Raw genomic sequence first — 21,934 nt, forward strand, 5'->3', positions numbered from 1 at the left:
ATACTGCATAGTGCAGTCATGACTGACATCAAGGTGGCATGGGCCGCGATGGGCGGCGATCCCGCTCTGGTCTCATACGTCTCGACCGTCACGCGTCAGGGGGCGCTCGAAGCGCGGCTTCCCGTACGGGAGTTGGCACGGGCCTGCGTGGGAGCGTGCGCGTTGGCCGCAGCGGAACTAGGGGCGCGGCGGGCCGGGCTCGCGGAGGTGCCCGCGGTTCGGGTGGACGACGGGGCCGTCGCCACGGCGTTCGTCAGTGAGCGGCATCTGTCGATCGACGGGCGGGCGCCGGTCAACTTCGCGCCGCTGTCGAGGTTCTGGCGGACGGCCGACGGCTGGGTCCGCACCCACGCGAACTATCCGCACCACCGGGCGCGACTACTGGGGGCGTTGAAGCTGCCGGGGGACGCGTCGGTGGAGGACGTGGCCGGTGTGCTCGCCGAGCGGTCCGCCCTGGAGGTCGAGACCGCGGTGTACCGCGCCGGAGGTCTCGCGGTCGCGCTGCGGACGACGGAGGAATGGGCCGCGCACCCGCAAGGGACCGCGGTGGCCGGGCGGCCGCTCATCGAACGCGAGCGGCTCGGCAGCGCACACGCGCGTGCCTTCCTGCCGCTCGACGGCGATCCGTTGCTGCCCGCTGCCGGGCTGCGCGTGCTCGACCTGACGCGGGTCATCGCGGGCCCGGTCGCCACCCGCACGCTCGCGTTGCTGGGCGCGGACGTGCTGCGCGTGGACGCCCCGCGGTTGCCGGAGGACCCGGACGCGCACGCGGACACCGGTTTCGGGAAGCGGTCGACCCGGCTGGACCTCGGCACGGCTGCCGACCGGCGGACCTTCGAGGGGTTGCTCGCGCGGGCGGACGTGGTCGTCACCGGGTATCGGCCGGGTGCGCTGGACCGGTTCGGGCTCTCCCCCGATGCGCTGGTCGACCGCAGGCCCGGGCTGATCGTGGCGCAGTTGTCGGCGTGGGGCGCGTACGGGCCGTGGGGCGGCCGGCGTGGGTTCGACAGCCTGGTGCAGGTCGCCACCGGCATCGCGGCGACCGAGGGGATCGAGCGGGGCGAGGGGGCACCGGAACGGCCCGGCGCGCTGCCCGCGCAGGCCCTCGACCACGGCACCGGGTATCTGCTGGCGGGCGCGGTGCTGCGGGCGCTGACGGAGCAGTCGGAGCAGGGGCACGGCCTCGTCCTGCGGCTGGCGCTCGCGCGGACCGCGGCCTGGTTGACGGCGGACGGGGCGGGCGAGCGGGGAGGGGTGGCCCACGAGTCGCGCGGGACGGCGTACAACCAGCCGGATGCCTGGCTGGTCGAGACGGACAGCGGTATCGGGCGGCTGCGGCATGCCCTGTCGCCGGTGTCGTTCGCCGGTGGACCCGTGAACTGGGCGCGTCCGCCGGGTCGTTGGGGCACGGACCCGGCTCGTTGGGCTTGATCCGGGGGTCGACCGGAAACGTACCTATGAGCGGAATGCCGTTCCGCCAGTTGTTTTGTTGCACTTGCCCGGTTCTGTGGCGGCTGGTGAAGATCTTGGGGTGACCTTGATACGACCGACTGTCGAAGCGGCCGACACGAGCGGCTCCGGGCGGCGCCCCGGTACGCGTCGGGCCGTCGCCGTACTGGCCCTGGTGGTGCTCGCCGCGCTGATACCGCTGCTCGGCCCGTCCGCCGCGCTGCACGACACCGGGGAGGCCGCCGCGCCCGGCGTAGGCGGCATCGCGCTGCTACGGGCGGTGTTGTTCGGGGCGCTGTGCGTCCCCCTGGGTGAGCTGTTCGTGAACCGGCTCGCGCGTACCGTGCCCGGCGCTCCCCCGATCGGCCCCCGCAGCTGGGCCCCGTACGCGGCCGGTGCCGGTTTCGTCGCCGCGCTGGGGCTCGCGTCGGTCGTGGCGACGGGCAACCTGGTGCCGCACAGCCTCGCCCAGATCGATGTCGGCGGCCTCTATCAGTCCCGGGACGGCAAGTTGGCGCTCCTGGAGGTCAACGCGTTCGCCGTGGCGGCCCTGTGTGCCCGGTCGCGCAGGCCCGGCCTCCAGGTGTGGCCCCTGGCCGCCGTGGTCGTCGCGGAGGCGCTGCGGGTGCACCCGGCGAGCGAGCACAGTCCGCTGGTCGGCTCCGAACTCACCCTCGTGCACCTGACGTGCGCGGCACTGTGGGTGGGCGGTCTGCTGCATGCGCTGCGGACGTTGCGGCAATGGGGCGGTGCCGAGGCGGGGGCCGCGTTGTTGGGGCTCTACGCGCGCGTGGCCGCCGTGCTGCTCGCCGCGATCACCGCCACGGGGGTATGGAGTTCGCTGCGCCGGATGCCGGCCGGCACGATCCTGGACCAGCTGACGACGACGGCGTACGGGCGCACCCTGCTGGCCAAGGTGATCCTCGTCGCCGCCGTCGCCGTCCTCGCGCTCTGGGCGCGGTACCGGCTGCGCAGGGCCTCCGATCCGCTGACCGCGCACTCACCCGCGCGGGCCGAGGTCGTCGCCCTGGGAGTGGTGGTCGTGGTCTCCGGACTGTTGACGGCATTGCCGGTGCCGATCCGCTGGCATTGACCGATCAGGCAATCAATCCATCGATCAAGAGTTGATCCACTAGTTGATCAGCTGTTCGTGACCAGGACCTTCAGAGCCGTGCGCTCGTCCATCGCCTTGTAGCCGTCGGGTACGCCCTCCAGATCGACCGTCAGGTCGAAGACGGGCGAGGGGTCGATGGTGCCGTCCAGGATGTCGGGCAGCAGCTCCGGGATGTACGTGCGGACCGGTGCGACCCCGCCGCGCAGCGCGATGTTCCGGTCGAACATGACCCCGAGGTCGAGACCGGTGCCGCTGCCGTGCGGCACGCCGACGAAGCCGATCGCGCCGCCGTCGCGCGCGATGCCGACGGCCGTCCGCATGGACTGCTCGGTGCCGACGGCCTCGACGACGGCGTGTGCGCCCTGGCCGCGGGTGAGTTCACGGACGGCCGCGACGGCGTCCTCGCCGCGTGCGGCGACGACGTCGGTGGCGCCGAAGCGGCGGGCGATGTCCGTGCGCACCTCGTGGCGGCCGAGCGCGATGATCCGCTCGGCGCCCAGGCGCTTGGCGGCGAGCACGGCGCACAGGCCGACCGCCCCGTCGCCCACGACGGCGACGGTGGCGCCTTTGCGGACGCCCGCGCCGAGGGCCGCGTGGTGGCCGGTGCCCATGACGTCGGACAGGGTCAGCAGCGCGGACAGCAGATGGTCGTCGGAGGCCGCCTCCTTCGGCAGCCGTACGAGGGTGCCGTCGGCGAAGGGCACGCGTACCGCCTCCCCCTGGCCACCGTCGTAGCCCACGGCGCCCCAGAAGCCGCCGTGGACGCAGGAGGTGGTGAGGCCCTCGCGGCAGTAGTCGCAGACGCCGTCGGACCACACGAAGGGCGCGACCACGAGGTCACCGGTCCTGACGCCGCTCACCTCGGAGCCGGTCTCCTCCACGATCCCGAGGAACTCGTGCCCGATGCGCTGCCCGGACTGCCGGGCCGACTCGCCGCGGTACGCCCACAGGTCGCTGCCGCAGATGCAGGCGCGCAGCACCCGGACCACCGCGTCGGTGGGCAACTGCACGAGGGGCTCGGGCACGTCCTCCACGCGCATGTCGAACGGGGCGTGGATGGTGGTGGCGCGCATGGCGAGGGTCCTTCTCGTCGCGGGTGTGCGGGTGCGGTGCGCTCAGGGGGTGGTCGAGCGCACTTCACGGTACGCCGCCGTCGGTGCGCGCCGCTCGGCGAGGGTGCCGAGCACGCCCTGGACCAGCAGGAACTGCGCGGCGGCGTACGTCAGCATGATCCAGAAGTCGGGCCTTGGCGGTTGCGGCCAGTCGGCGACGCCGGTCGCGATGAGGGTGTCGGAGACCACGAACAGTGCCCCGCCGAGCCCGGCGACGAGACCGAGCCGGGTGGCCACGGCACACGCCATGGCCGTGAGGAGAGTGCTGTAGCCGGCCACGGGGACGCGCAGGTCCGCCGGGAGGTCCGGCCACAGCAGCGTGACGGTGACGGCCAGGGCGGCGGCGTACCCGGCGACGAGGAGACCGGCACGCACGCGTGGAGCACGTTTCGGGCCGCCGTACGTCCTGAAAAGGGCGAGGTAGCAGAGGTGACCCGCCGCGAAGCAGGCCATGCCGGCGAGGAAGGCGGGGTCGGCGTCGGAGAGCAGCAGGGTGTCGCCGCCCCAGCCGCAGAGGAGCGCGGCGACGAGGAGCCGGGGTGCGCCGCGCAGGGCCGCGTACGCGGCGAGGAGCGGCATCAGGAGGGGCTTGGTGACGGTGTGGGCGGGGTCGTGGCCGACGGCGAGCGCGAGCAGGTCCACGAGGGTCACCAGTGCGAAGCCGGTCAGGAGCGCGCGGGAGACGGCCGGGTGTGCGGTGCGTGAGTTCACGCGGCCGCGGTCTCCTCGGCGGCCGGGATGCCCTGCTCCGGGACGGGTACCGGCTGCCAGCCCGGTCCCCGGAACACGCGTCCCGCGCGCTCGCGCCAACTGGTCGCCGTCTTCAGGTCCTTGGCGATGGCGACGTACTCATGGGTGGCCACCTTGATCGGGTTGAACGTGTTGATGTTCTTGGTCAACCCATAGACGGGCCGCTCAACCTCCGGGACGAACGACCCGAAGAGCCGGTCCCAGACGATGAGGATGCCGCCGAAGTTGCGGTCCAGATAGCCGCCCTGGGAGGCGTGGTGGACCCGGTGGTGGGACGGAGTGTTGAAGACGAATTCGAACCAGCGGGGCATCCTGTCGATCCGCTCGGTGTGGATCCAGAACTGGTAGACGAGGTTCGCCGAGGAGCAGAACGCCAGCGCGGCGGGATGCACGCCCAGGGCGACGAGCGGGACATAGAACGGCCATACCGTGAGGGTCGTCCAGGGCTGGCGCAGGGCCGTGGTGAGGTTGAACCTGCGGCTGGAGTGGTGGACTACGTGGCAGGCCCACAGGATGCGGATGACGTGGTGGCCGCGGTGGGACCAGTAGTAGAAGAAGTCCTGTCCGAGCAGCATCAGCGGGATCGTCCACCACAGGACGGGCACGCGCAGCGGGGTGAGTTCGTAGATCGCCGTGTAGACGGCGACGATCGGGATCTTCCAGAGGAAGTCGAAGACGAGGCTCCCGAGCCCCATGCCGACGCTTGTGACGGCGTCCTTCGCCTCGTAGCCCGCCGCGTCCTCGTCGGGGTGGACGCGCACGCTGATCATCTCGATCACGGCGAGCAGCACGAAGGCGGGTATCGACCAGAGCACGACATCGGGCAGGTTCGGCATGGGTGAACCGTAGGACCGCAGATCGGCCGCGACTAGACGTTGTTACCGACAAGTATTACCGGGGGTATGCGCTTGCTTGTTGGCGATCTCCACCAATGCGCCCGCCATGTCCCGGTTGTGGGTCACTACACCCCGGCCGCCCCCAGCAACGCCCCCGCCGCATAGGTGACCCCCATCGCCAGTGCCCCGCCTGCCACGTTCCGCAGCATCGCCGGCCTCGTGTCCGCCGCCCCGAGCCGTGCGCTGCTCCAGCCCGTCAGCACCAGCGCCGCCAGTGACGACACCACGGTGACGCCGAGCCGCCAGTCGGCCGGGGGGAGGATGATCGCCAAGAGGGGCAGCAGGGCGCCGACCGTGAAGGACAGGAAGCTCGCCCAGGCCGCGTGCCAGGGGTTGGTCAGGTCGTCGGGGTCGATGTTGAGCTCCACGCGCGCGTGGGCACGCAGCGCATCGCGTTCCGTGAGCTGGGCCGCTGCCTCCATGGCCACCTCACGGGTCAGGCCGCGGTCCTGGAGGAGCTCGGTCAACTCCTCCAGTTCGGCCTCCGGTTGCTCCTTCAGCTCGCGCTTCTCCAGGGCGAGGGCGGCTTTCTCGGAGTCGCGCTGGGTGGAGACGGACACGTACTCCCCTGCCGCCATCGACATGGAGCCGGCCAGGAGACCCGCGAGGCCGGCCGTCAGCAGCGCCGAGCGGTCGTCCGTGGCACCTGCCACGCCGACGACGAGACCGGCGGTGGACACGATGCCGTCGTTGGCTCCCAGTACCGCGGCCCGCAGCCAGTTCAACCGTGAGCCCAGGGAGCCGTCATGGGCCTCGTCATGGCTCTCGCCGTGGGCCTCGTCGTTGGTCGGTTCCGTCACACCGCGAAGGATCGCACCCCCGCCCTCACCACACCCGTACCGACGCCCCTCGCGCGAACACCGGGCTCGTCGCGCCCGCCGGTGGTTCGGCGAGCGGCTCCGCGATCTCGGTCACCGTGGGGCCGACCTTCGCCGCGATCGGGTCCAGGACGTCGAGGTCGAAGCCGTAGACGCGGGCCGCGTTGCCGCCCACCATGGCGGCGACCTCCTCGCGCGGCACGCGCGCGTAGGCGAAGCGCAGGCCCTCCCTGGAGTACGGGTACGTGCCCTCGTCGTGCGGGTAGTCGCTGCCCCACATGATCTTCTCGATGCCGATGCGGTCGCGCAGGGGCACCTCATGGGGGCGCATGAAACTGGCGCCCACGAAGCAGTTGTCGCGCCATACCTCCGAGGGACCCTTGCCCATCGAAGTGGCGAGCCCCGCGCCGAACTTGGACTCCGCGGTCGATGCCGCCGATGCTTTCGTGGCCGCCGCGACCAAGCGCCCGTGGTAGTAGTCCAGCATGTCGAGCACCCCGGGTATCCAGCCGGAGCCCTGCTCGGTCAGGACCAGCTTCAGGTCCGGGTGACGGCGGAAGGCGCCGCCGAAGATCAGGTGCCACAGGGCGCGGTGCGAGAACCAGGTCGTCTCGACCATGTACACCGCGCGGGCGGCCGGTTCGTCGCCGAGGGGCGGGGAGGCCGACCCCGCGTGGTGGTTGACGGGGACGCCGAGTTCCGCGCACGCGGCCCAGATCGGGTCGTATGTCGACGAGTACAGCTCCGGCAGTCCCGAGCCGGGTGGAGTGCCAGGCAGCAGCAACCCGCCCCTCAGGCCCGCTTCGACCGCCCACCGGATCTCCTGGACGGCCTCCTGGACGTCGTTCAGGAGGATCTGGAAGACGCCCGCCCGTCGACCGGGTGCCGCCGAGCAGAAGTCCGCCAGCCAGCGGTTGTGGGCGCGCAGGCCGGCCCAGCGGCGCCGGAACTCCTCGAGTGTCGGCGCGGGCGCCATCAAGGAGCCGGACGGGAAGAACGGCGGGATGGTGTTCGGGAAGACGACCTCGGCGACGATCCCGTCCTGCTCCAGCTCCGCGATCCGCCGCCCGGAGTTCCAGTTCTTGTCGGCCGTGTCGGCGACCAGGTCCTCGTACGGGTTGACGTACGTGGCCGCCCACGCGTCGAAGTCGTCGTGGTACCGCTTCTCCAAGTAGGGCCGGTAGTCCAGGAGATCGGCGCCCGCGTGGCAGTCCGCGGAGATGACCGTGTACCTGTCCGCGCCGTCGGGACCAATGGAGCCCGTGGGGATCATGGGGGTCATGGCGTCACCCCCAGCACCGGGAAGTCGTGGTCGGTCAGCCAGTGCCGTCCGACCTCGCGCGAGCGGGCCCAGGACGCCGTCACGGCCGCCTGGTCGTCCTGCTGGCCGAGTTCGGCGGGGGTCGGGCCGATCCGGCGGGCCAGCGGCTCCAGGGCCGCCACGTCGAAGCCGAAGGCGTCCGCCGCCGCCAGGCCCAGCATGCGCCGGGTCTCGTCCACCGGGATGTCGTGGAAGGTGCGCTTCAGCCACGCGCGCGTGTCGGGCCAGGTGCCCTCGGGATGCGGGAAGTCGCTGCCCCAGAGGATGTTGTCGACGCCGATCTCGTAGCGCTGGGCCAGTTCGCGGCGCTTGGTGTTGGTGGCGCAGATGAAGACCTGTCGGTCGAGGTACTCGCTCGGCGGCCGTTTCAGCTCCGCGAAGGGTGAGAGCTTCTTGCCGCCGTGGGCACCCAGGTAGAGGCGGTCCATGAACCAGAGCTGGTTCGGCAGCCACCAGCAACCCGACTCCGCCACACCGAACTTGAGACCCGGATGGCGTTCGAAGACCCCGGACCAGAGCAGGAACCAGAGCGGCCGGGCGGGCCACCAGGTCACCTCGCTCACATAGATGCCCAAGTGGTCGCCGTACTCGTGGCGGGGCGCGGCCCCGGAGTGCGTGAGTACCGGCATCCCGCACTCGGCGGCCGCCGTCCACACCGGGTCGTAACGGCGGTCGTGGTAGGGCTCCTTGTCGACCCACATGGAGGGGATCATCAGGGCGCCGAGGCCCGACTCCTTGGCACGGTGGATCTCCGCGACGACCTTCTCCGTAGGGGCCGTCACGGGCAACAGGGCGACTCCGCAGTGCCGTTGGGGGTTCTCGGAGACGAAGTCGGCGAGCCAGCGGTTGTGCGCCTGGGCGCCCGCCATGCCCAACTCGGGGTCCTGGTAGCCGGAGAGGCCGAGGCCCACCCCGAAGGGTGCGGCCGTCTGGCTGTCCACGGCGTCGGCGTCCGGGAAGACCACCTCGGCGGCCACCCCGTCCCCGTCCAGCTCCTTGAGGCGCTGCGCGGTGTCCCAACCCCCGCGCAGGCCTTCCTCGTTGTCCTGGAACCACTTGGCCGCGAACGCCTCGTTGCGGATGCCGAGCCGGGTCATCTCCTCGCGGCGCCGGTCGCGTCCGGCGAGGAACTCGTCGAAGTCCCGGTGGAACCGGGCGTCCAGATAGGGCCGGTACTCCTCGGTGGGCAGTCCGGCGTGGCAGTCGGAGGAGATGATCAGGTACGGCTCCTGGTCGGTCACAACAGCCCCCTCAGTCCAGGATGAAGCTCTCTAGGTACGACGGGTTCGCACGGTCGAGCATTGAACCCGCCCTCGCCCGGATCTGGGCATCGCTGTGCTCGCTCTCGGGCAGCAGCCAGAAGCGGTCCGCGCGAATGCCGTCCACGACGAGGTCGGCGACCTCCTCGACGAGCGTGAAGGCGACTTCCTTGCCCGCCTCCTTCATCGCGGTCTCCCACTGGTCGAGGCTGCGGTACGGGGTTCTACGGGGACGTTCCTTCGCGTACCGGTCGGGGCGGTTGCGGTGCGACTCCCACAGGCCCGTGCGCAGCATGTGCGGCCCCGGGAAGAGCACCGAGGCGCCCACGCGCGCGTGCTCCGCCTTCAAGTGGGCGTACAGGGACTCGGTCATCGTCACGACGGCCGCCTTGGTGACGGCGTACACGGAGGCGGTGGGCAGCGGGGCGATACCGCCGTCCCCGGAGGACGTGTTGACGACATGACCGGGTTGACCCGACTTGATCATCCTCGGCACGAACGCCTGGATGCCGTGGAAGACGCCCCACACGTTGACGGCGAACGCCCACTGCCAGTCGTTCGGTTCGTGCTCCCACATCCGGCCCTCGGCGCCCGAGCCGACCCCGGCGTTGTTGCACAGGACGTGGACGGCGCCGTACGTCTCGTAGGCCGACTCGGCGAGATCCAGGACCTGTTGGCGTACGCCGACGTCGACCACGCGCGCGTGCACGTCGGCACCGTCGGCGCGCAGATCCGCGGCGGCCTTGTCGAGGGCACCCTCCTCGACGTCGGCGAGCACCACCTTGAGCCCGTCGGCGGCGAACCGCCGTGCCATCGCGAGCCCGATCCCGCTCGCGGCCCCGGTGACGACGGCGACCTGACCCTCCGTCAACTCCATTACGCGCTCCCCTCGGGCGGTCCGTCGTGGATCTGCTGCGGGTCGTCGTAGCGCTGGTGGATGTACGGCAACAGGGCGCGCGCGTCGACCCGTTCGACGACCTTGCCGCGCTGGTCGCTGGTCTTCTCGCCGATGGTGATGTCGACGAGGGTGCGTACGGGGAGGTCGGCGACGGGGTCGTACATGGACTCCCGTAGGACGACGTCTCCGGTGACGCGTTCGAGGCGACGGACCTTCTCGTTGCGCAGGCAGTGCACGAGCACGGGGTCGGCGTCGAAGCCCGAACCGTCCACCGCGGGAAGGAACTTGAAGTAGAAGTCGGTCTTCTGCGTCGGCCCGGGGAGGGGCAGTTCCTCGCTGATCGCGCCGCGGACCTCGACGAAGGCGATGCCGTGCCGGGCCAGGGACGCGTGCACGACGAGGCCCACGCGCTCGAGGGTGACCTCGCCGAGTTTCTTGGGCTCTCCGAAGACCTCACGGCCGCCGGTGAGGGCCCGCTCGTGGGTCATCGGCATCACCAGGGGGTACCAGCCCTCGACGCCGTCGTGCGCGGCGGCGACCGCGAACGAGCCCGCGCCCAAGGGATATCCGGTCAGCTCCACCTTGCTGATGTTCACCCGGACCAGAGGCCGCCCGGTGGGCTTGAGGGGCGGCGGCAGGACCGCCGCGACCGCGTCCGGGTCGCTCTCCCAGACGGCCACCACACCGGTGGACCAGATGTCGGGGAGCTTGGAGCTCGCTGTGCGTGCGGCGGCGATCTCCGCCTCGGTCCGTGCGCCGTACCGTACGCGTGCCATACGCCGTACCGCCCTTCGTAGGCCGTCATCCGTCAGGCGGGCAGCACGCTTGCACCGGGCGGGCAAAAGGTCCATAGCCACGCGCGCGTGCGTTCGGCGGACCCGAACGGGCGGCCGGGACAAGGCACCTGAGGGACAGGGCTGTCAGTGACGGCCCGTATCCTCAGTGACCATGCTCGAAGACCACTCGCCGACAGTGTCCGCAGCCACTCCGTGGCCGGCCGCGTATCCCCAGGGGTATGCGGTAGTTGACGTGGAGACCACCGGCCTGGCCCGGGACGACCGGATAATCTCCGCGGCCGTCTACCGTCTGGACGCGCTCGGCGAGGTCGAGGACCACTGGTACACGATGGTCAACCCGGAGCGCGATCCCGGCCCCGTGTGGATCCACGGTCTGACGAGTGACGTCCTGGAGGGAGCGCCCCTCTTCAAGGACATCGCCGAGGAGTTCGCGACCCGTCTGGAGGGCCGGGTGCTGGTCGCGCACAACGCGGTCTTCGACTGGCAGATGATCGCGCGGGAGTACGCGCGCGTGCAGATCGAGCCCCCGGTCCGTCAGCGCCTGTGCACCATCGCGCTCTCCAAGGAGCTGAGCCTGCCGCTGCCCAACCACAAACTGGAGTCCCTGGCAGCGCACTTCGGTGTCGTCCAGCAGCGCGCGCACCACGCGCTGGACGACGCGCGCGTGCTCGCCGAGGCATTCCGGCCGAGCCTGCGGGCGGCGGCACTGGGCGGCGTACGGCTGCCGCTGCACGAGTGCCGGCCACTGACCGAGTGGACCGCCGACCGGCCCGCGCCCCGGATCGGCCAGCAGGCGGGCGGCTACAGCGGCTACGGGGCGGGCAGTTGGCGCCCCGCGCGCAAGCGGCCCGCGTGCCCGTATCCGAACCCGGGGCGGTTCGAGGACGGCAGGCCGCTCAAGCAGGGGATGCGGATCGCGTTCTCCGGGGACACGTCCATCGAGCGCGAGCTGCTGGAGGACCGGGCCGTGGAGGCCGGCCTGCATGTCGCGACGAGCCTGTCCCGGCTGACCAGCCTGCTCGTCACGAACGACCCGGACTCGGGCACCTCGAAGGTGGTCAAGGCCAAGCAGTTCGGCACTCCTGTGGTGGACGAGGCCGCGTTCGGGCAGTTGCTGCGGGACGTCGAGGCGGCGGACTGACAGCCCCTGGCGACCGTACGGACGGGTGATTGTCGTACGACTCGCCCCGCGCCCGCTCGCCCGTGCCGGGTGGACGGCCCACCCTGTGGCGCATGGCGAGATGTGAAGTGTGCGGCAATGACTACGGCATGAGTTTCGAGGTGCACGCGCAGGGCGCGGTGCACGTCTTCGACTGCTTCTCCTGCGCGATCCACCGCATGGCCCCGATCTGCGAGCACTGCCGGGTGCAGATCATCGGTCAGGGCGTGGAGGTCGAGGGCCACTGGTTCTGCGGGGGCCACTGCGCGCGGGCGGAGGGGATGGTGGGGATCATCGACAAGGTGTGAGGACAGACCCCCCTCAATGCGCCCCGCGACCGAGTTGTACGGTCGTGGGGTGTACCGCTTCCTGATGTCCCGGCAGTGGGTGATCCTCGCGTTGATCACCCTTCTCCTGATCCCGACGATGATCAGGCTGGGCATCTGGCAGATGCACCGCTACGAGATGCGCAGCGCCCGGAACCAGTTGGTCGCGGACGCGCTGCACGCCAAGCCGGTCCCCGTGGAGACGATCAGCACCCCCGGGCACGCGGTCACCCGTACGGAGAAGTACCGCACCGTCACCGCGACCGGCACCTTCGAGACTTCTAAAGAAGTCGTCGTCCGGCGTCGTACCAATGACGACGACGAGGTCGGCTTCCATGTACTGACCCCGTTCGTGTTGACGGACGGCAAGGTCGTATTGATCAACCGTGGATGGATCCCGGCGACCGGCGTGCAGACCGCGTTCCCGAAGATCCCCGCACCGCCGGCCGGCAAGACGACCATCACGGGGCGTCTGATGGCCGACGAGACGACCGCGGCCAGCGGCATCAAGGACATCAAGGGCCTGCCCGACCGCCAGATCATGTTGATCAACAGCGAGGAACAGGCGAAGCGACTCAACGCCCAGGTGCTCGGCGGCTATGTCGAGCAGACCGCGCCGGAGCCGAAGGGCGACACACCGGAGCAGATCTCCGACCCGGGCAAGGAAGACGCCCCGCTGAACTACGCGTACATGATCCAGTGGTGGCTGTTCGCCGCGGCCGTACCCGTCGGCTACGTAGTCCTCGCCCGCCGTGAGGCCCGCGACCGCCGGGAGGCGACGGCGAAGGAAGCGGAGACGGCGGAGGCCGAGCCCGCGCCGGTGTGAGCCCTCCCCCGCTTCACCCGCCCGGCCCCGAACCTTGATTGCCTCACCGACAGGCAGGGAACCCGCACCCCGTGCACCCACGTATCGAGGACTACGCCCTCATCGGCGACGAACAGACCGCGGCCCTGGTCGGCATGGACGGCTCGGTCGACTGGCTGTGCCTGCCGCGCTTCGACTCGGCCGCCTGCTTCGCCAGAATGCTCGGCGACCAGGACAACGGCCACTGGCGCATCGCCCCCAAGGGCGCGGACCGCTGCACCCGCCGCGGCTACCGCCCCGACACCCTGGTCCTGGACACGGAGTGGGAGACCGACGAGGGCACGATCCGCGTCACCGACCTGATGCCCCAGCGCCACCGCGCCCCCGACGTCGTACGCATCGTGGAAGGCGTCAGCGGCAAGGTCACCGTCCACAGCAGGCTCCGCCTGCGCTTCGACTACGGCTCGGTCGTGCCGTGGGTGCGCCGGTCCGACGGGCACCGGGTGGCCGTCGCCGGTCCCGACTCGGTGTGGCTGCGCAGCGAGCCCGAGGTGCGCACCTGGGGCGAGGATTTCAGCACCCTCTCGGAGTTCACCGTCGAGGCCGGCCAGAAGGTCGCCTTCGTCCTCACCTGGCATCCCTCGCACGAGCCCCGTCCGCCGCTCGTCGACCCGTACAAGTCGCTGCGCACCAGCGTCGCGGACTGGAAGCGCTGGGCGGCCCGCTGCCGCTACGACGGCCCCTACAGGGACGCGGTCGTACGCTCCCTGATCACGCTCAAGGCGCTCACCTACCGCCCGACGGGCGGCATCGTCGCCGCGGCCACCACGTCACTCCCCGAGGAGATGGGCGGTGTCCGCAACTGGGACTACCGCTACTGCTGGCTGCGCGATTCGAGCCTCACCCTGGGCGCCCTGGTCTCCGCGGGCTACCACAAGGAGGCCGAGGCCTGGCGCGACTGGCTGCTCCGCGCGGTCGCGGGCGATCCGGCGGACCTGCAGATCATGTACGGCGTGGCGGGCGAACGACGGCTCCCCGAATTCGAACTGCCGCACCTCTCCGGCTTCGCCGGTTCGGCCCCCGTACGGATCGGCAACGGCGCCGTCAACCAGCTCCAACTCGACGTCTACGGAGAGGTCCTGGACTCCCTGTGGCTGGCCCGCCGCGCGGGCCTGTCGCCCAAGCCGCACATGTGGTCGCTCCAGGCCGTCCTCCTGGAGTGGCTGCGCGCGCAGTGGCAGCAGCCGGACGAGGGCCTGTGGGAGGTGCGCGGCGGGCGCCGGCACTTCGTGCACTCCAAGGTCATGGTGTGGGTGGCCGCCGACCGCGCGGTCCGCACCCTGGAGGAGTTCGCCGACCTGCCCGGCGACCTGGAGGGCTGGCGCGAGCTGCGGGACGCGGTGCACCGGGACGTGTGCGAGAAGGGCTACGACCCGGTGCGCAACACCTTCACGCAGTACTACGGCTCGCAGGAACTCGACGCCGCCCTGCTGCTCATCCCCCGCTTCGGTTTCCTGCCGCCCGACGATCCACGGGTCGTCGGCACGGTCGACGCGGTCCGCGAGGCCCTGGGCCACGACGGCTTCGTACGCCGCTACGACACCGCCGCCGACACCCCCGTGGACGGGCTGCCCGGCGACGAGGGCGCCTTCCTGGCGTGCTCCTTCTGGCTCGTGGACGCCCTGCACCTGACGGGCCGCACCAAGGAGGCCAAGGTGCTGTTCGAGCGGCTGGTGGGGCTCGCGAACGACGTGGGGCTGCTCGCGGAGGAGTACGACCCCGTGGCCGGCCGTCAGCTGGGCAACTTCCCACAGGCGTTCAGCCACATCGGCCTCGTGAGCAGCGCCCTCGCCCTGTTCGGGGACGAGAAGGCAGGATAGGGGCCATGGATCTTGGACTGAAGGACCGGGTGTACGTCGTCACCGGGGCCACCCGCGGGCTGGGCAACGCCTCAGCGCGCGGGCTGGTGGCCGACGGCGCGAAGGTGGTCGTCAGCGGGCGGGACGAGAAGCGGGCCGCCGAAGCGGCGGCCGAGCTGGGGCCGAACGCGATCGGCGTGGCCGTCGACAACGCCGACGCTCAGGCGCCGGCCCGGCTGATCGCCGCCGCGCGCGAGCACTTCGGGCGCTTCGACGGCATCCTCGTGAGCGTCGGCGGGCCGCCGGCCGGGTTCGTCGCCGACACCACCGACGAGCAGTGGCAGGCGTCGCTCGAGTCGGTGTTCCTCGGCGCGGTGCGGCTCGCCCGCGCGGCGGCCGGGGAGTTGGGGGCGGGCGGTGTCATCGGGTTCGTGCTGTCCGGGTCGGTGTACGAGCCGATCCCCGGGCTGACGATCTCGAACGCGCTGCGGCCGGGTCTCGCCGGTTTCGCCAAGTCCCTCGCGGACGAGCTGGGGCCGCGCGGCATCCGTGTCGTGGGGCTGCTGCCGGCCCGCATCGACACGGATCGCGCGCGCGAGCTGGACGGGTTGTCCGCGGACCCGCAGGCCACGCGTGCGGCCAACGAGTCGCGGATTCCGCTGCGGCGGTACGGGACGGCTGAGGAGTTCGGGCGGGTGGCGACGTTCCTGCTGTCGCCGGCCGCCTCCTACCTGACGGGGATCATGGTGCCTGTCGACGGTGGGATGCGGCACGGATTCTGACGCTCCGTCAATTCAAGCTCCCACCCAACCCGTCGAATCAACCTGTCAACTCACCCGCTCCGCGCGGTGCTTGACGCCCGTCAGGCGGACTTCCGTCGGCAGCGTCTCCAGGCCCGCCGATTCGCGGGCGTGGGAGAGGGCGTTGGCCGTCAGGTGGTCGAGGGCGACTCCGGGGTCCACGTGCGGTTCCAGGCTGAGCTGGACGCGGGCCTCGGGGGCCGTGCGGGTGCCGGCGAGCCGCACGCGCGCGTGGGCGACGCCGTCCAGGGCGCCCGCGTCGGTGGCGAGGACGCCCTCCAGGGCCCGGCCCCGCAGCAGCGCGCCCTCGCCGTCACCGGTGCTGACGGCGACCTCGGCGAGCCGACGGCGACGTAGTACCGCGACGAGCCACCACAGGGCGAGCAGGACGAGGACGGCGAGCACGGCGAGGACCGTCGGCCACCACCAGCCGTCGCCCCGCCAGCGCGTGCGCCAGGCGTCGCTCAGCACGACGTCGTGGCGCCCGTCGTAGATCCACCAGGAGGGTGGCTTCACGCCGAGCCCGACGGCCAGTACGGAGCCGCCCAGCACGAGCAGGACGAGGCCCACGACACCGATCACCGCGCGGTTGACGATCCTGAGCATCGGCCTCATCCCTTCCGTCCGGAACGGCCGACGTGCACCGACAGGGCGGGCGGCCGGGCGAGTCCGAGCCCGGTGATCGCATCGCCGAGCACGGCGTCCAAGTCAGCCCGTACGTCGTCGAGTTCACGGAAATGCGACACCGCGCGGACGTCGGCTTTGGTCCGGCTCGTGCGCACGCGTACCGACTGCACGCCCGAGACCTCCATGGCCCGGTCGCGCAGCACCATCGCGGCGGCGGCGCGTTGCAGGCCGGCCCGGACGTCGGCGTGGGTGCGGCGCATCGGCAGCACCTGGCGCAGGCCGGGCGTCAGGGCGAGCACGATCAGCCAGAGGCCGAGGGCGGCGGCGATGCCGGCGCCGACGAGCACCCAGGTGTCGTCCAGGGGCCGTTCGGCGAGCTGCCGGGCCAGTTCCCGGCGCCAGTGCGCGGCGGGCCGCTCCGCGCGCACGGCGGTGACGTCGTAGAGCAGGGCGCCCGCGCCGACGAGCAGCAGGACGGCGACGATGGCCGCGGGGACGCGGCGCGCCGACCAGAAGCGGCCACCCTTGCCGTCGCCGTCGTGGACGACGGGAACGGGGTCGTAGTCCGACGGGGTCGTGTACCCGCCGGGTCCTGGATCGGTCTCCTTCTCGATGACCGGTAGTCGTTGGGTCGTGCCGTCGGAGCCCTGGAGCTCGCTCATCGCGTCCTCCCCTGTGCCGCGCGCGCCTGTGCCGGATGCAGCCGTTCCACTTGGACGGCGACCTCGGGCACCTCCATGCCCACCAACGCGCGTACCCGCTGAACCACCTGTCGACGCACCTGGAAACAGCGGTCGCCGATATCGCAGGGATAGTCGAGTTCGAGGTGCACGCGTACGCGTACCGTCTCGTGGTGTACGACGACGGTGGCATGCGGCGGTGCGACCTCCGGGGGCAGCGGTCCGAGCGCCTCACGCGCGGCCTGCGCGGCGATCTTCGCCACCACCCGGTCGGCGATCCGGGTGGCGCCCCGCTCGCCGGGCGCGACGACCGCCAGAGGCCTGCCGCGCTCGTCGACCGCGCCGTCCGCGCCGCTCATGGACGTCATCGCCGCCGGTCGTCACGCGAGCGGAAGAAGTCGCCGAGTTCCAGGTCCCCCTCCAGGAACCGGCCGACGACGAACCCGATGGCGCCCAGGGCCGCCACCAGCAGGAAGGCCCCGAACCCGCCGAAGTATCCGGCGAAGCCCAGTGCCATTCCGGCGATCATGCCGACCACGGCCCTGCTCATCCTGCGCTCCTCAACTCGTTCGTCGGCCCGCTCATGGGTTCGTTCGTCGGCTCGGTCACTGGAGTCGGGGCTCCGGTTCCTCGTCCTCTTCGTCAGGCAGCTTCACGTCGCTGACCGCGATGTTGACCTCGACGACCTCAAGTCCGGTCATCCGCTCCACGGCCGCGATGACGTTCTCCCGTACGGCCCGGGCCACGTCCGCGATCGACACCCCGTAGTCGACGACGATCTCCAGGTCGAGCGCGGTCTGCACCTCGCCGACTTCTGCCTTCACACCCCGGGACACCGATTTCGTACCGCCGGGCACCCGGTCGCGCACGGCCCCGAAGGTGCGGGACAGCCCGCTGCCCATGGCGTGCACGCCCAGGACGTCCCGGGCGGCCAGCCCGGCGATCTTCTCCACGACCCCGTCGGCGATGGTGGTCCGCCCCCGGGACGCGGGGTCGCCGCCGCCGCGTTTGGTGGGGGGTTTGCGGGTCTGTACGGGCTCCCGCTCACCGTCGGGGTCCTGGGTCCGGTTCCGCTCCGTCATGTCGGTCATCGCCGTACGTCCCTTTCGGTCGTCGTCCTTCGACCAAGGTAGTTGCGGTTGCGCGGTCCCGCGCTGGACATGCGGCAGGCTGGAGGGATGACGGCGGACGCGTGGACGCGAGGAGTACGGCATCAACTGCGGCTCGGCAGGCTGCTGCCACTGGGTGATCGGCGCGACGGGGCGTGGATTGCCGAGCGTGCGGCGGAGGGGGTGCTGCGGGACGCGGCGCGGCATGTGCGGGGTGTACGGCTGGGCGCGCTACGGATCGCGCTCGCCGATCCGAAGGACGCGCACGAGCCCGCCGTACCGCCTCCGCCGGGGGCGCTGCCACCCGGGCGGCTGCGGATCACGGCCGACTTCGCGGCCGTGACGACCGAGCCGCTGCCGGCCACGGCGTCCCGGTTGCGTACGGCCCTGGCCACGGCCGCTGCGGAGCGGCTCGGTCTGGTGGTGGACGAGGTTGATCTACAAGTGACTGTCCTGCTGGACCATATGGACGACGTTGACGGTATGGACGATGTCGACCGTGTGGACGATGCGGATCACGATCCTGCCGCCGACCTTGACCATGTTGATGACATTGATCGTGTGGACGATGTTGACCGTGTTGACGGCGACGGCGAGTCCCTGGTCGCCGCCGCCGCGCTCGTCGTCCCGGGAGTGGCCCGACTGACCGGTGCGCTGGGCGGGCTCGGCCGGGCGGTGCACATCGAGGAGGTCGCCGGCGAAGGGGCGCTGCCGCGTCTCCACGTACGCGTGGAGTGCGCGGTGCGCGCGGACCACCGGGCCCTGGATGTGGCCCGGGCGGTCCGCGCGGGGATCGGCGAGGCGCTGCCGGATCACCCGACCGTGGCCGTACTGGTCACCAAGGTGGACTGACGGCAGGGTGGGCCGACGGCCTTATTCGCCGACGCCGGCCAGGTCCCTCAGGCGACGCGCCTGGGCGGCACGCTCGGCGGCGCGCTGGTCGTCGTAGACGCGGCCCTGGACGCCCTGGAGCAGCGCCTTGGTCTCGATGACGGCGTCGCGTGGGGCGGCCAGCAGTGCGGTCGCTAGGTCGCGTACGGCGTCCTCGACCTGGTCGGCGGGCACGGCGATGTTCGCGAGGCCGGTGCTGACGGCTTCCTCGGCCAGCACGGAGCGCCCAGTGACGCAGATCTCCAGCGCTCGGGCGTAGCCGACAAGGCCCACCAGGGGATGCGTGCCGGTCAGGTCGGGCACGAGTCCGAAGCTGGTCTCGCGCATGGCGAACTGCACATCGTCGGCGACGACGCGCAGGTCACAGGCGAGGGCGAGTTGGAAGCCGGCCCCGATGGCATGCCCCTGGACGGCGGCGATGGACACGATGTCGCTGCGTCGCCACCAGGTGAAGCCCGCCTGGTATTCGGCGATGGTCCCGTCCAGCACGGCGTCACTGCTGTGCGCGAGGTCGATGAACGACGGTTCGCCGTCGAAGCCCTCGGGCGTGAACGCCTGTCGGTCGAGTCCGGCCGAGAAGGACTTGCCCTCGGCACGCAGTACCACGACGCGGACGGAGCCCGGCAGCAACCGCCCGGCCTCCGCCAACGCCCGCCAGAGAGCAGGACTTTGAGCGTTGCGCTTGGCCGGGTTGGTCAGGGTCACCGTGGCGATCGCGTCGTCTACGGTGAGCCGTACGCCGTCCTTGTCGAGTACGGGACCGAGGTCCTTGTCGTCCTGTTCGGGCGAAGCCATGGGGCGCCTCCGATGTGTGCGGTCAACAGAGCAGAGCTAAGTGACTGCACAGTAACCACCCGGTCGGTCAGTAGTCCGACCGGGTGGCCACCATCGAAGCCGATGAGCCACCCGGGGTCAGGCCGAAGCCTTCTTGCCCCGGGTCGCCCCGCCACGCCCACGGAGCGTGACGCCCGACTCACTGAGCATCCGGTGGACGAAGCCATACGAGCGGCCGGTCTCCTCGGCCAGCGCTCGGATGCTCGCACCGGAGTCGTACTTCTTCTTCAGGTCTGCCGCGAGCTTGTCGCGCGCGGCGCCGGTTACCCGGCTGCCCTTCTTCAGAGTCTCGGCCACCCGTGCCTCCTCATGGGAAGTGCGCTCTTGGTCTCCTCATGATCACCCCTCCAAGCGTTCATGGCCACCCATTCGGCAAGGTCCGTAAGACAAGGTTTTGACGACAGGAGTGCGTCCCCACAAGTGGAATGTGGAATTCCTGAGGGTCCCGTCCGTACGGCCGAACGAGTTGTTCCGTGAAGTACCTGGTCAGAGACGCAGGACGGCCGAGCCCTTGTCGATAAAGGACTCGGCCGGGAAATCGGTGTACGACACACCTCGGTACGAGGAGATCTCACACAGATGATGGATCACCGGTGGGCCGAATGATCCATACGCCGTGGATCAAGCATTCGGTCAAGCGCCACTGACCGTCAGACGGCACTGACCGTCAGGCGAGCGCGACGAGATCCGCGTAGTCCGCGCCCCACAGGTCCTCGACGCCGTCCGGCAGCAGGATGATGCGCTCCGGCTGCAGCGCCTCGACGGCGCCCTCGTCGTGGGTGACGAGAACGACGGCGCCCTTGTAGGTGCGCAGTGCGCCGAGGATCTCCTCGCGGCTGGCGGGGTCCAGGTTGTTCGTCGGCTCGTCCAGGAGGAGGACGTTCGCGGACGACACCACCAGGGTGGCGAGCGCGAGGCGGGTCTTCTCGCCGCCGGAGAGGACCCCGGCCGGCTTGTCGACGTCGTCTCCGGAGAACAGGAACGAGCCCAGCGTCTTGCGGACCTCGACCAGGTCCAGGTCGGGGGCGGCGGAGCGCATGTTCTCCAGGACCGTGCGCTCCGGGTCGAGGGTCTCGTGCTCCTGCGCGTAGTAGCCGAGCTTGAGGCCGTGGCCCTCGATGACCTCTCCGGTGTCCGGCTTCTCGGCACCACCGAGGAGCTTCAGGAGGGTCGTCTTGCCCGCGCCGTTCAGGCCGAGGATGACGACGCGCGAACCCTTGTCGATGGCCAGGTCGACGTCGGTGAAGATCTCCAGGGAGCCGTACGACTTCGACAGGCCCTCCGCCATGAGCGGGGTCTTGCCGCAGGGCGAGGGTTCCGGGAAGCGCAGCTTGGCGACCTTGTCGGAGACGCGCACGGCGTCCAGTCCGGCGAGCAGCCGGTCGGCGCGCTTGGCCATGTTCTGCGCGGCGACCGTCTTGGTGGCCTTGGCGCGCATCTTGTCGGCCTGCGAGTGCAGGGCGGCGGCCTTCTTCTCGGCGTTCTGCCGCTCGCGCTTGCGGCGCTTCTCGTCGGCCTCACGCTGCTGCTGGTAGAGCTTCCAGCCCATGTTGTAGTAGTCGATCTGGGAGCGGTTGGCGTCCAGATAGAACACCTTGTTGACTACGGTCTCGACGAGGTCGGTGTCGTGGGAGATCACGATGAAGCCGCCGCGGTACGTCTTCAGGTAGTCGCGCAGCCAGACGATCGAGTCGGCGTCGAGGTGGTTCGTGGGCTCGTCGAGGAGCAGCGTGTCCGCGTCGGAGAACAGGATGCGGGCCAGCTCGATACGGCGGCGCTGACCGCCGGAGAGCGTATGGAGCGGCTGGCCGAGCACGCGGTCCGGGAGGTTCAGCGCGGCGGCGATGGTGGCGGCCTCGGCCTCGGCGGAATAACCGCCCTTGGTGAGGAACTCCGTCTCCTGGCGCTCGTACTGGCGCATGGCCTTGTCGCGGGTGGCGCCGCTGCCGTTGGCGATGCGCTGTTCGTTCTCGCGCATCTTGCGGATCAGGGTGTCCAGGCCGCGCGCGGAGAGGATGCGGTCGCTGGCGAGCACGTCCAGGTCGCCGGTGCGGGGGTCCTGCGGGAGGTAGCCGACCTCGCCGGAGCGGGTGACGGTGCCGCCGGCGGGCTGGCCCTCGCCGGCCAGGACCTTGGTCAGGGTGGTCTTGCCGGCGCCGTTGCGCCCGACCAGACCGATGCGGTCGCCCTTGGCGACACGGAAGGTGGCGGACTCGATGAGGACGCGGGCACCGGCGCGCAGCTCGATACCGGAGGCGGAGATCACGGTCAGACTCCAGAGCGGGGTCGTAGGCGGAAGGGGCGGCTGAGGACGTTCCCGCCGTCTAATGCGCGAGGAGAATGGCCATGGGCCAAGTCTAACGGGGCCGTGCAAGCGCTTTTCCTGTGCGCGGCGGGTCATTGCCCTGGGGTGCGCGGCCCGGAGTGATG

24 protein-coding genes are annotated in these 21,934 nt (G+C 70.9%); 8 read left to right on the top strand and 16 right to left on the bottom strand.

The window, feature by feature from the left end; all coding sequences use genetic code 11:
- Positions 1 to 18 precede the first annotated feature (18 nt).
- Complete coding sequence (locus OG588_RS10895; protein ID WP_405947099.1) at positions 19 to 1,431, top strand: CoA transferase; 1,413 nt, start codon at positions 19 to 21, stop codon at positions 1,429 to 1,431.
- Positions 1,432 to 1,531: 100 nt separating this feature from the next.
- The gene (locus tag OG588_RS10900) at positions 1,532 to 2,542 is read left to right on the top strand and encodes a CopD family protein (protein ID WP_405947100.1); all 1,011 of its coding nucleotides are present in this window, start codon (positions 1,532 to 1,534) and stop codon (positions 2,540 to 2,542) included.
- A gap of 47 nt (positions 2,543 to 2,589) precedes the next feature.
- Here OG588_RS10900 and OG588_RS10905 read toward each other — a convergent pair whose 3' ends face one another.
- From OG588_RS10905 to OG588_RS10940, 8 genes are all read right to left on the bottom strand, one after another.
- Entirely contained in the window at positions 2,590 to 3,636 is a 1,047-nt protein-coding gene (locus tag OG588_RS10905; RefSeq protein WP_405947101.1) for a zinc-dependent alcohol dehydrogenase family protein, read from the bottom strand.
- Between the two features lie 42 nt (positions 3,637 to 3,678).
- The gene (locus OG588_RS10910) at positions 3,679 to 4,386 is read right to left on the bottom strand and encodes a lysoplasmalogenase (protein WP_405947102.1); all 708 of its coding nucleotides are present in this window, start codon (positions 4,384 to 4,386) and stop codon (positions 3,679 to 3,681) included.
- Positions 4,383 to 5,261 carry a sterol desaturase family protein gene (locus tag OG588_RS10915; RefSeq protein WP_405947103.1) on the bottom strand — a complete coding sequence of 293 codons (879 nt, stop codon included), beginning with the start codon at positions 5,259 to 5,261 and terminating at the stop codon, positions 4,383 to 4,385. Before OG588_RS10915 ends, OG588_RS10910 begins: the two co-directional genes overlap by 4 nt.
- Positions 5,262 to 5,386: 125 nt before the next feature.
- Positions 5,387 to 6,121, bottom strand: a complete 735-nt coding sequence (locus tag OG588_RS10920; protein WP_405947104.1) for a VIT family protein — start codon at positions 6,119 to 6,121, stop codon at positions 5,387 to 5,389.
- A gap of 25 nt (positions 6,122 to 6,146) precedes the next feature.
- Entirely contained in the window at positions 6,147 to 7,421 is a 1,275-nt protein-coding gene (locus tag OG588_RS10925) for an amidohydrolase family protein (RefSeq protein ID WP_405947105.1), read from the bottom strand.
- Positions 7,418 to 8,701, bottom strand: coding sequence for an amidohydrolase family protein (locus tag OG588_RS10930; protein WP_405947106.1), 1,284 nt, complete (start codon positions 8,699 to 8,701; stop codon positions 7,418 to 7,420). The genes OG588_RS10925 and OG588_RS10930 overlap by 4 nt, the downstream gene beginning before the upstream one ends.
- A 10-nt stretch (positions 8,702 to 8,711) precedes the next feature.
- Entirely contained in the window at positions 8,712 to 9,596 is an 885-nt protein-coding gene (locus OG588_RS10935; RefSeq protein ID WP_405947107.1) for an SDR family NAD(P)-dependent oxidoreductase, read from the bottom strand.
- Positions 9,596 to 10,393 carry an acetoacetate decarboxylase family protein gene (locus OG588_RS10940; protein WP_405947108.1) on the bottom strand — a complete coding sequence of 266 codons (798 nt, stop codon included), beginning with the start codon at positions 10,391 to 10,393 and terminating at the stop codon, positions 9,596 to 9,598. The genes OG588_RS10935 and OG588_RS10940 overlap by 1 nt, the downstream gene beginning before the upstream one ends.
- 172 nt (positions 10,394 to 10,565) lie before the next feature.
- On the opposite strand from OG588_RS10940, the gene OG588_RS10945 reads away from it, so the two are divergent.
- The 5 genes from OG588_RS10945 to OG588_RS10965 all read left to right on the top strand — a co-directional run bounded on the left by OG588_RS10945 (position 10,566) and on the right by OG588_RS10965 (position 15,345).
- Entirely contained in the window at positions 10,566 to 11,555 is a 990-nt protein-coding gene (locus tag OG588_RS10945) for a DEDDh family exonuclease (RefSeq protein ID WP_026150969.1), read from the top strand.
- 92 nt (positions 11,556 to 11,647) lie between these two features.
- The gene (locus OG588_RS10950; RefSeq protein WP_078623033.1) at positions 11,648 to 11,881 is read left to right on the top strand and encodes a hypothetical protein; all 234 of its coding nucleotides are present in this window, start codon (positions 11,648 to 11,650) and stop codon (positions 11,879 to 11,881) included.
- 16 nt (positions 11,882 to 11,897) lie between these two features.
- On the top strand, positions 11,898 to 12,725 hold the full coding sequence (locus OG588_RS10955; protein WP_405947109.1) for an SURF1 family protein: 828 nt from the start codon (positions 11,898 to 11,900) through the stop codon (positions 12,723 to 12,725).
- 71 nt (positions 12,726 to 12,796) lie between these two features.
- Entirely contained in the window at positions 12,797 to 14,584 is a 1,788-nt protein-coding gene (locus OG588_RS10960; protein WP_405947110.1) for a glycoside hydrolase family 15 protein, read from the top strand.
- A gap of 5 nt (positions 14,585 to 14,589) precedes the next feature.
- Positions 14,590 to 15,345, top strand: coding sequence for an SDR family oxidoreductase (locus OG588_RS10965; RefSeq protein WP_405947111.1), 756 nt, complete (start codon positions 14,590 to 14,592; stop codon positions 15,343 to 15,345).
- Positions 15,346 to 15,390: 45 nt separating this feature from the next.
- On the opposite strand, the gene amaP is transcribed toward OG588_RS10965, so the two are convergent.
- The 5 genes from amaP to OG588_RS10990 are packed head-to-tail and all read right to left on the bottom strand — an operon-like array spanning position 15,391 to position 17,761.
- On the bottom strand, positions 15,391 to 15,969 hold the full coding sequence (amaP, locus tag OG588_RS10970; RefSeq protein WP_405947112.1) for an alkaline shock response membrane anchor protein AmaP: 579 nt from the start codon (positions 15,967 to 15,969) through the stop codon (positions 15,391 to 15,393).
- A 5-nt stretch (positions 15,970 to 15,974) separates the two neighbouring features.
- The gene (locus tag OG588_RS10975; protein ID WP_405947113.1) at positions 15,975 to 16,652 is read right to left on the bottom strand and encodes a DUF6286 domain-containing protein; all 678 of its coding nucleotides are present in this window, start codon (positions 16,650 to 16,652) and stop codon (positions 15,975 to 15,977) included.
- Positions 16,649 to 17,038, bottom strand: coding sequence for a hypothetical protein (locus OG588_RS10980; RefSeq protein WP_405947114.1), 390 nt, complete (start codon positions 17,036 to 17,038; stop codon positions 16,649 to 16,651). The genes OG588_RS10975 and OG588_RS10980 overlap by 4 nt, the downstream gene beginning before the upstream one ends.
- Positions 17,035 to 17,220: a hypothetical protein gene (locus OG588_RS10985; protein ID WP_019060657.1), complete on the bottom strand. Its 186-nt coding sequence runs from the start codon at positions 17,218 to 17,220 to the stop codon at positions 17,035 to 17,037. The genes OG588_RS10980 and OG588_RS10985 overlap by 4 nt, the downstream gene beginning before the upstream one ends.
- Positions 17,221 to 17,275: 55 nt before the next feature.
- The gene (locus tag OG588_RS10990) at positions 17,276 to 17,761 is read right to left on the bottom strand and encodes an Asp23/Gls24 family envelope stress response protein (protein WP_019060656.1); all 486 of its coding nucleotides are present in this window, start codon (positions 17,759 to 17,761) and stop codon (positions 17,276 to 17,278) included.
- 87 nt (positions 17,762 to 17,848) lie between these two features.
- On the opposite strand from OG588_RS10990, the gene OG588_RS10995 reads away from it, so the two are divergent.
- Complete coding sequence (locus OG588_RS10995; RefSeq protein ID WP_405947115.1) at positions 17,849 to 18,631, top strand: nucleopolyhedrovirus P10 family protein; 783 nt, start codon at positions 17,849 to 17,851, stop codon at positions 18,629 to 18,631.
- Positions 18,632 to 18,652: 21 nt separating this feature from the next.
- Here OG588_RS10995 and OG588_RS11000 read toward each other — a convergent pair whose 3' ends face one another.
- From OG588_RS11000 to OG588_RS11010, 3 genes are all read right to left on the bottom strand, one after another.
- Positions 18,653 to 19,465: an enoyl-CoA hydratase/isomerase family protein gene (locus tag OG588_RS11000; protein ID WP_405947116.1), complete on the bottom strand. Its 813-nt coding sequence runs from the start codon at positions 19,463 to 19,465 to the stop codon at positions 18,653 to 18,655.
- 117 nt (positions 19,466 to 19,582) lie between these two features.
- Positions 19,583 to 19,801, bottom strand: coding sequence for a helix-turn-helix domain-containing protein (locus tag OG588_RS11005; RefSeq protein ID WP_019060653.1), 219 nt, complete (start codon positions 19,799 to 19,801; stop codon positions 19,583 to 19,585).
- 370 nt (positions 19,802 to 20,171) lie between these two features.
- The gene (locus OG588_RS11010) at positions 20,172 to 21,770 is read right to left on the bottom strand and encodes an ABC-F family ATP-binding cassette domain-containing protein (RefSeq protein ID WP_266767336.1); all 1,599 of its coding nucleotides are present in this window, start codon (positions 21,768 to 21,770) and stop codon (positions 20,172 to 20,174) included.
- Positions 21,771 to 21,934: the final 164 nt, after the last annotated feature.

The sequence above is a fragment of the Streptomyces prunicolor genome (genome assembly GCF_045162825.1).
GTDB classification, from domain to species: Bacteria; Actinomycetota; Actinomycetes; order Streptomycetales; family Streptomycetaceae; genus Streptomyces; species Streptomyces prunicolor.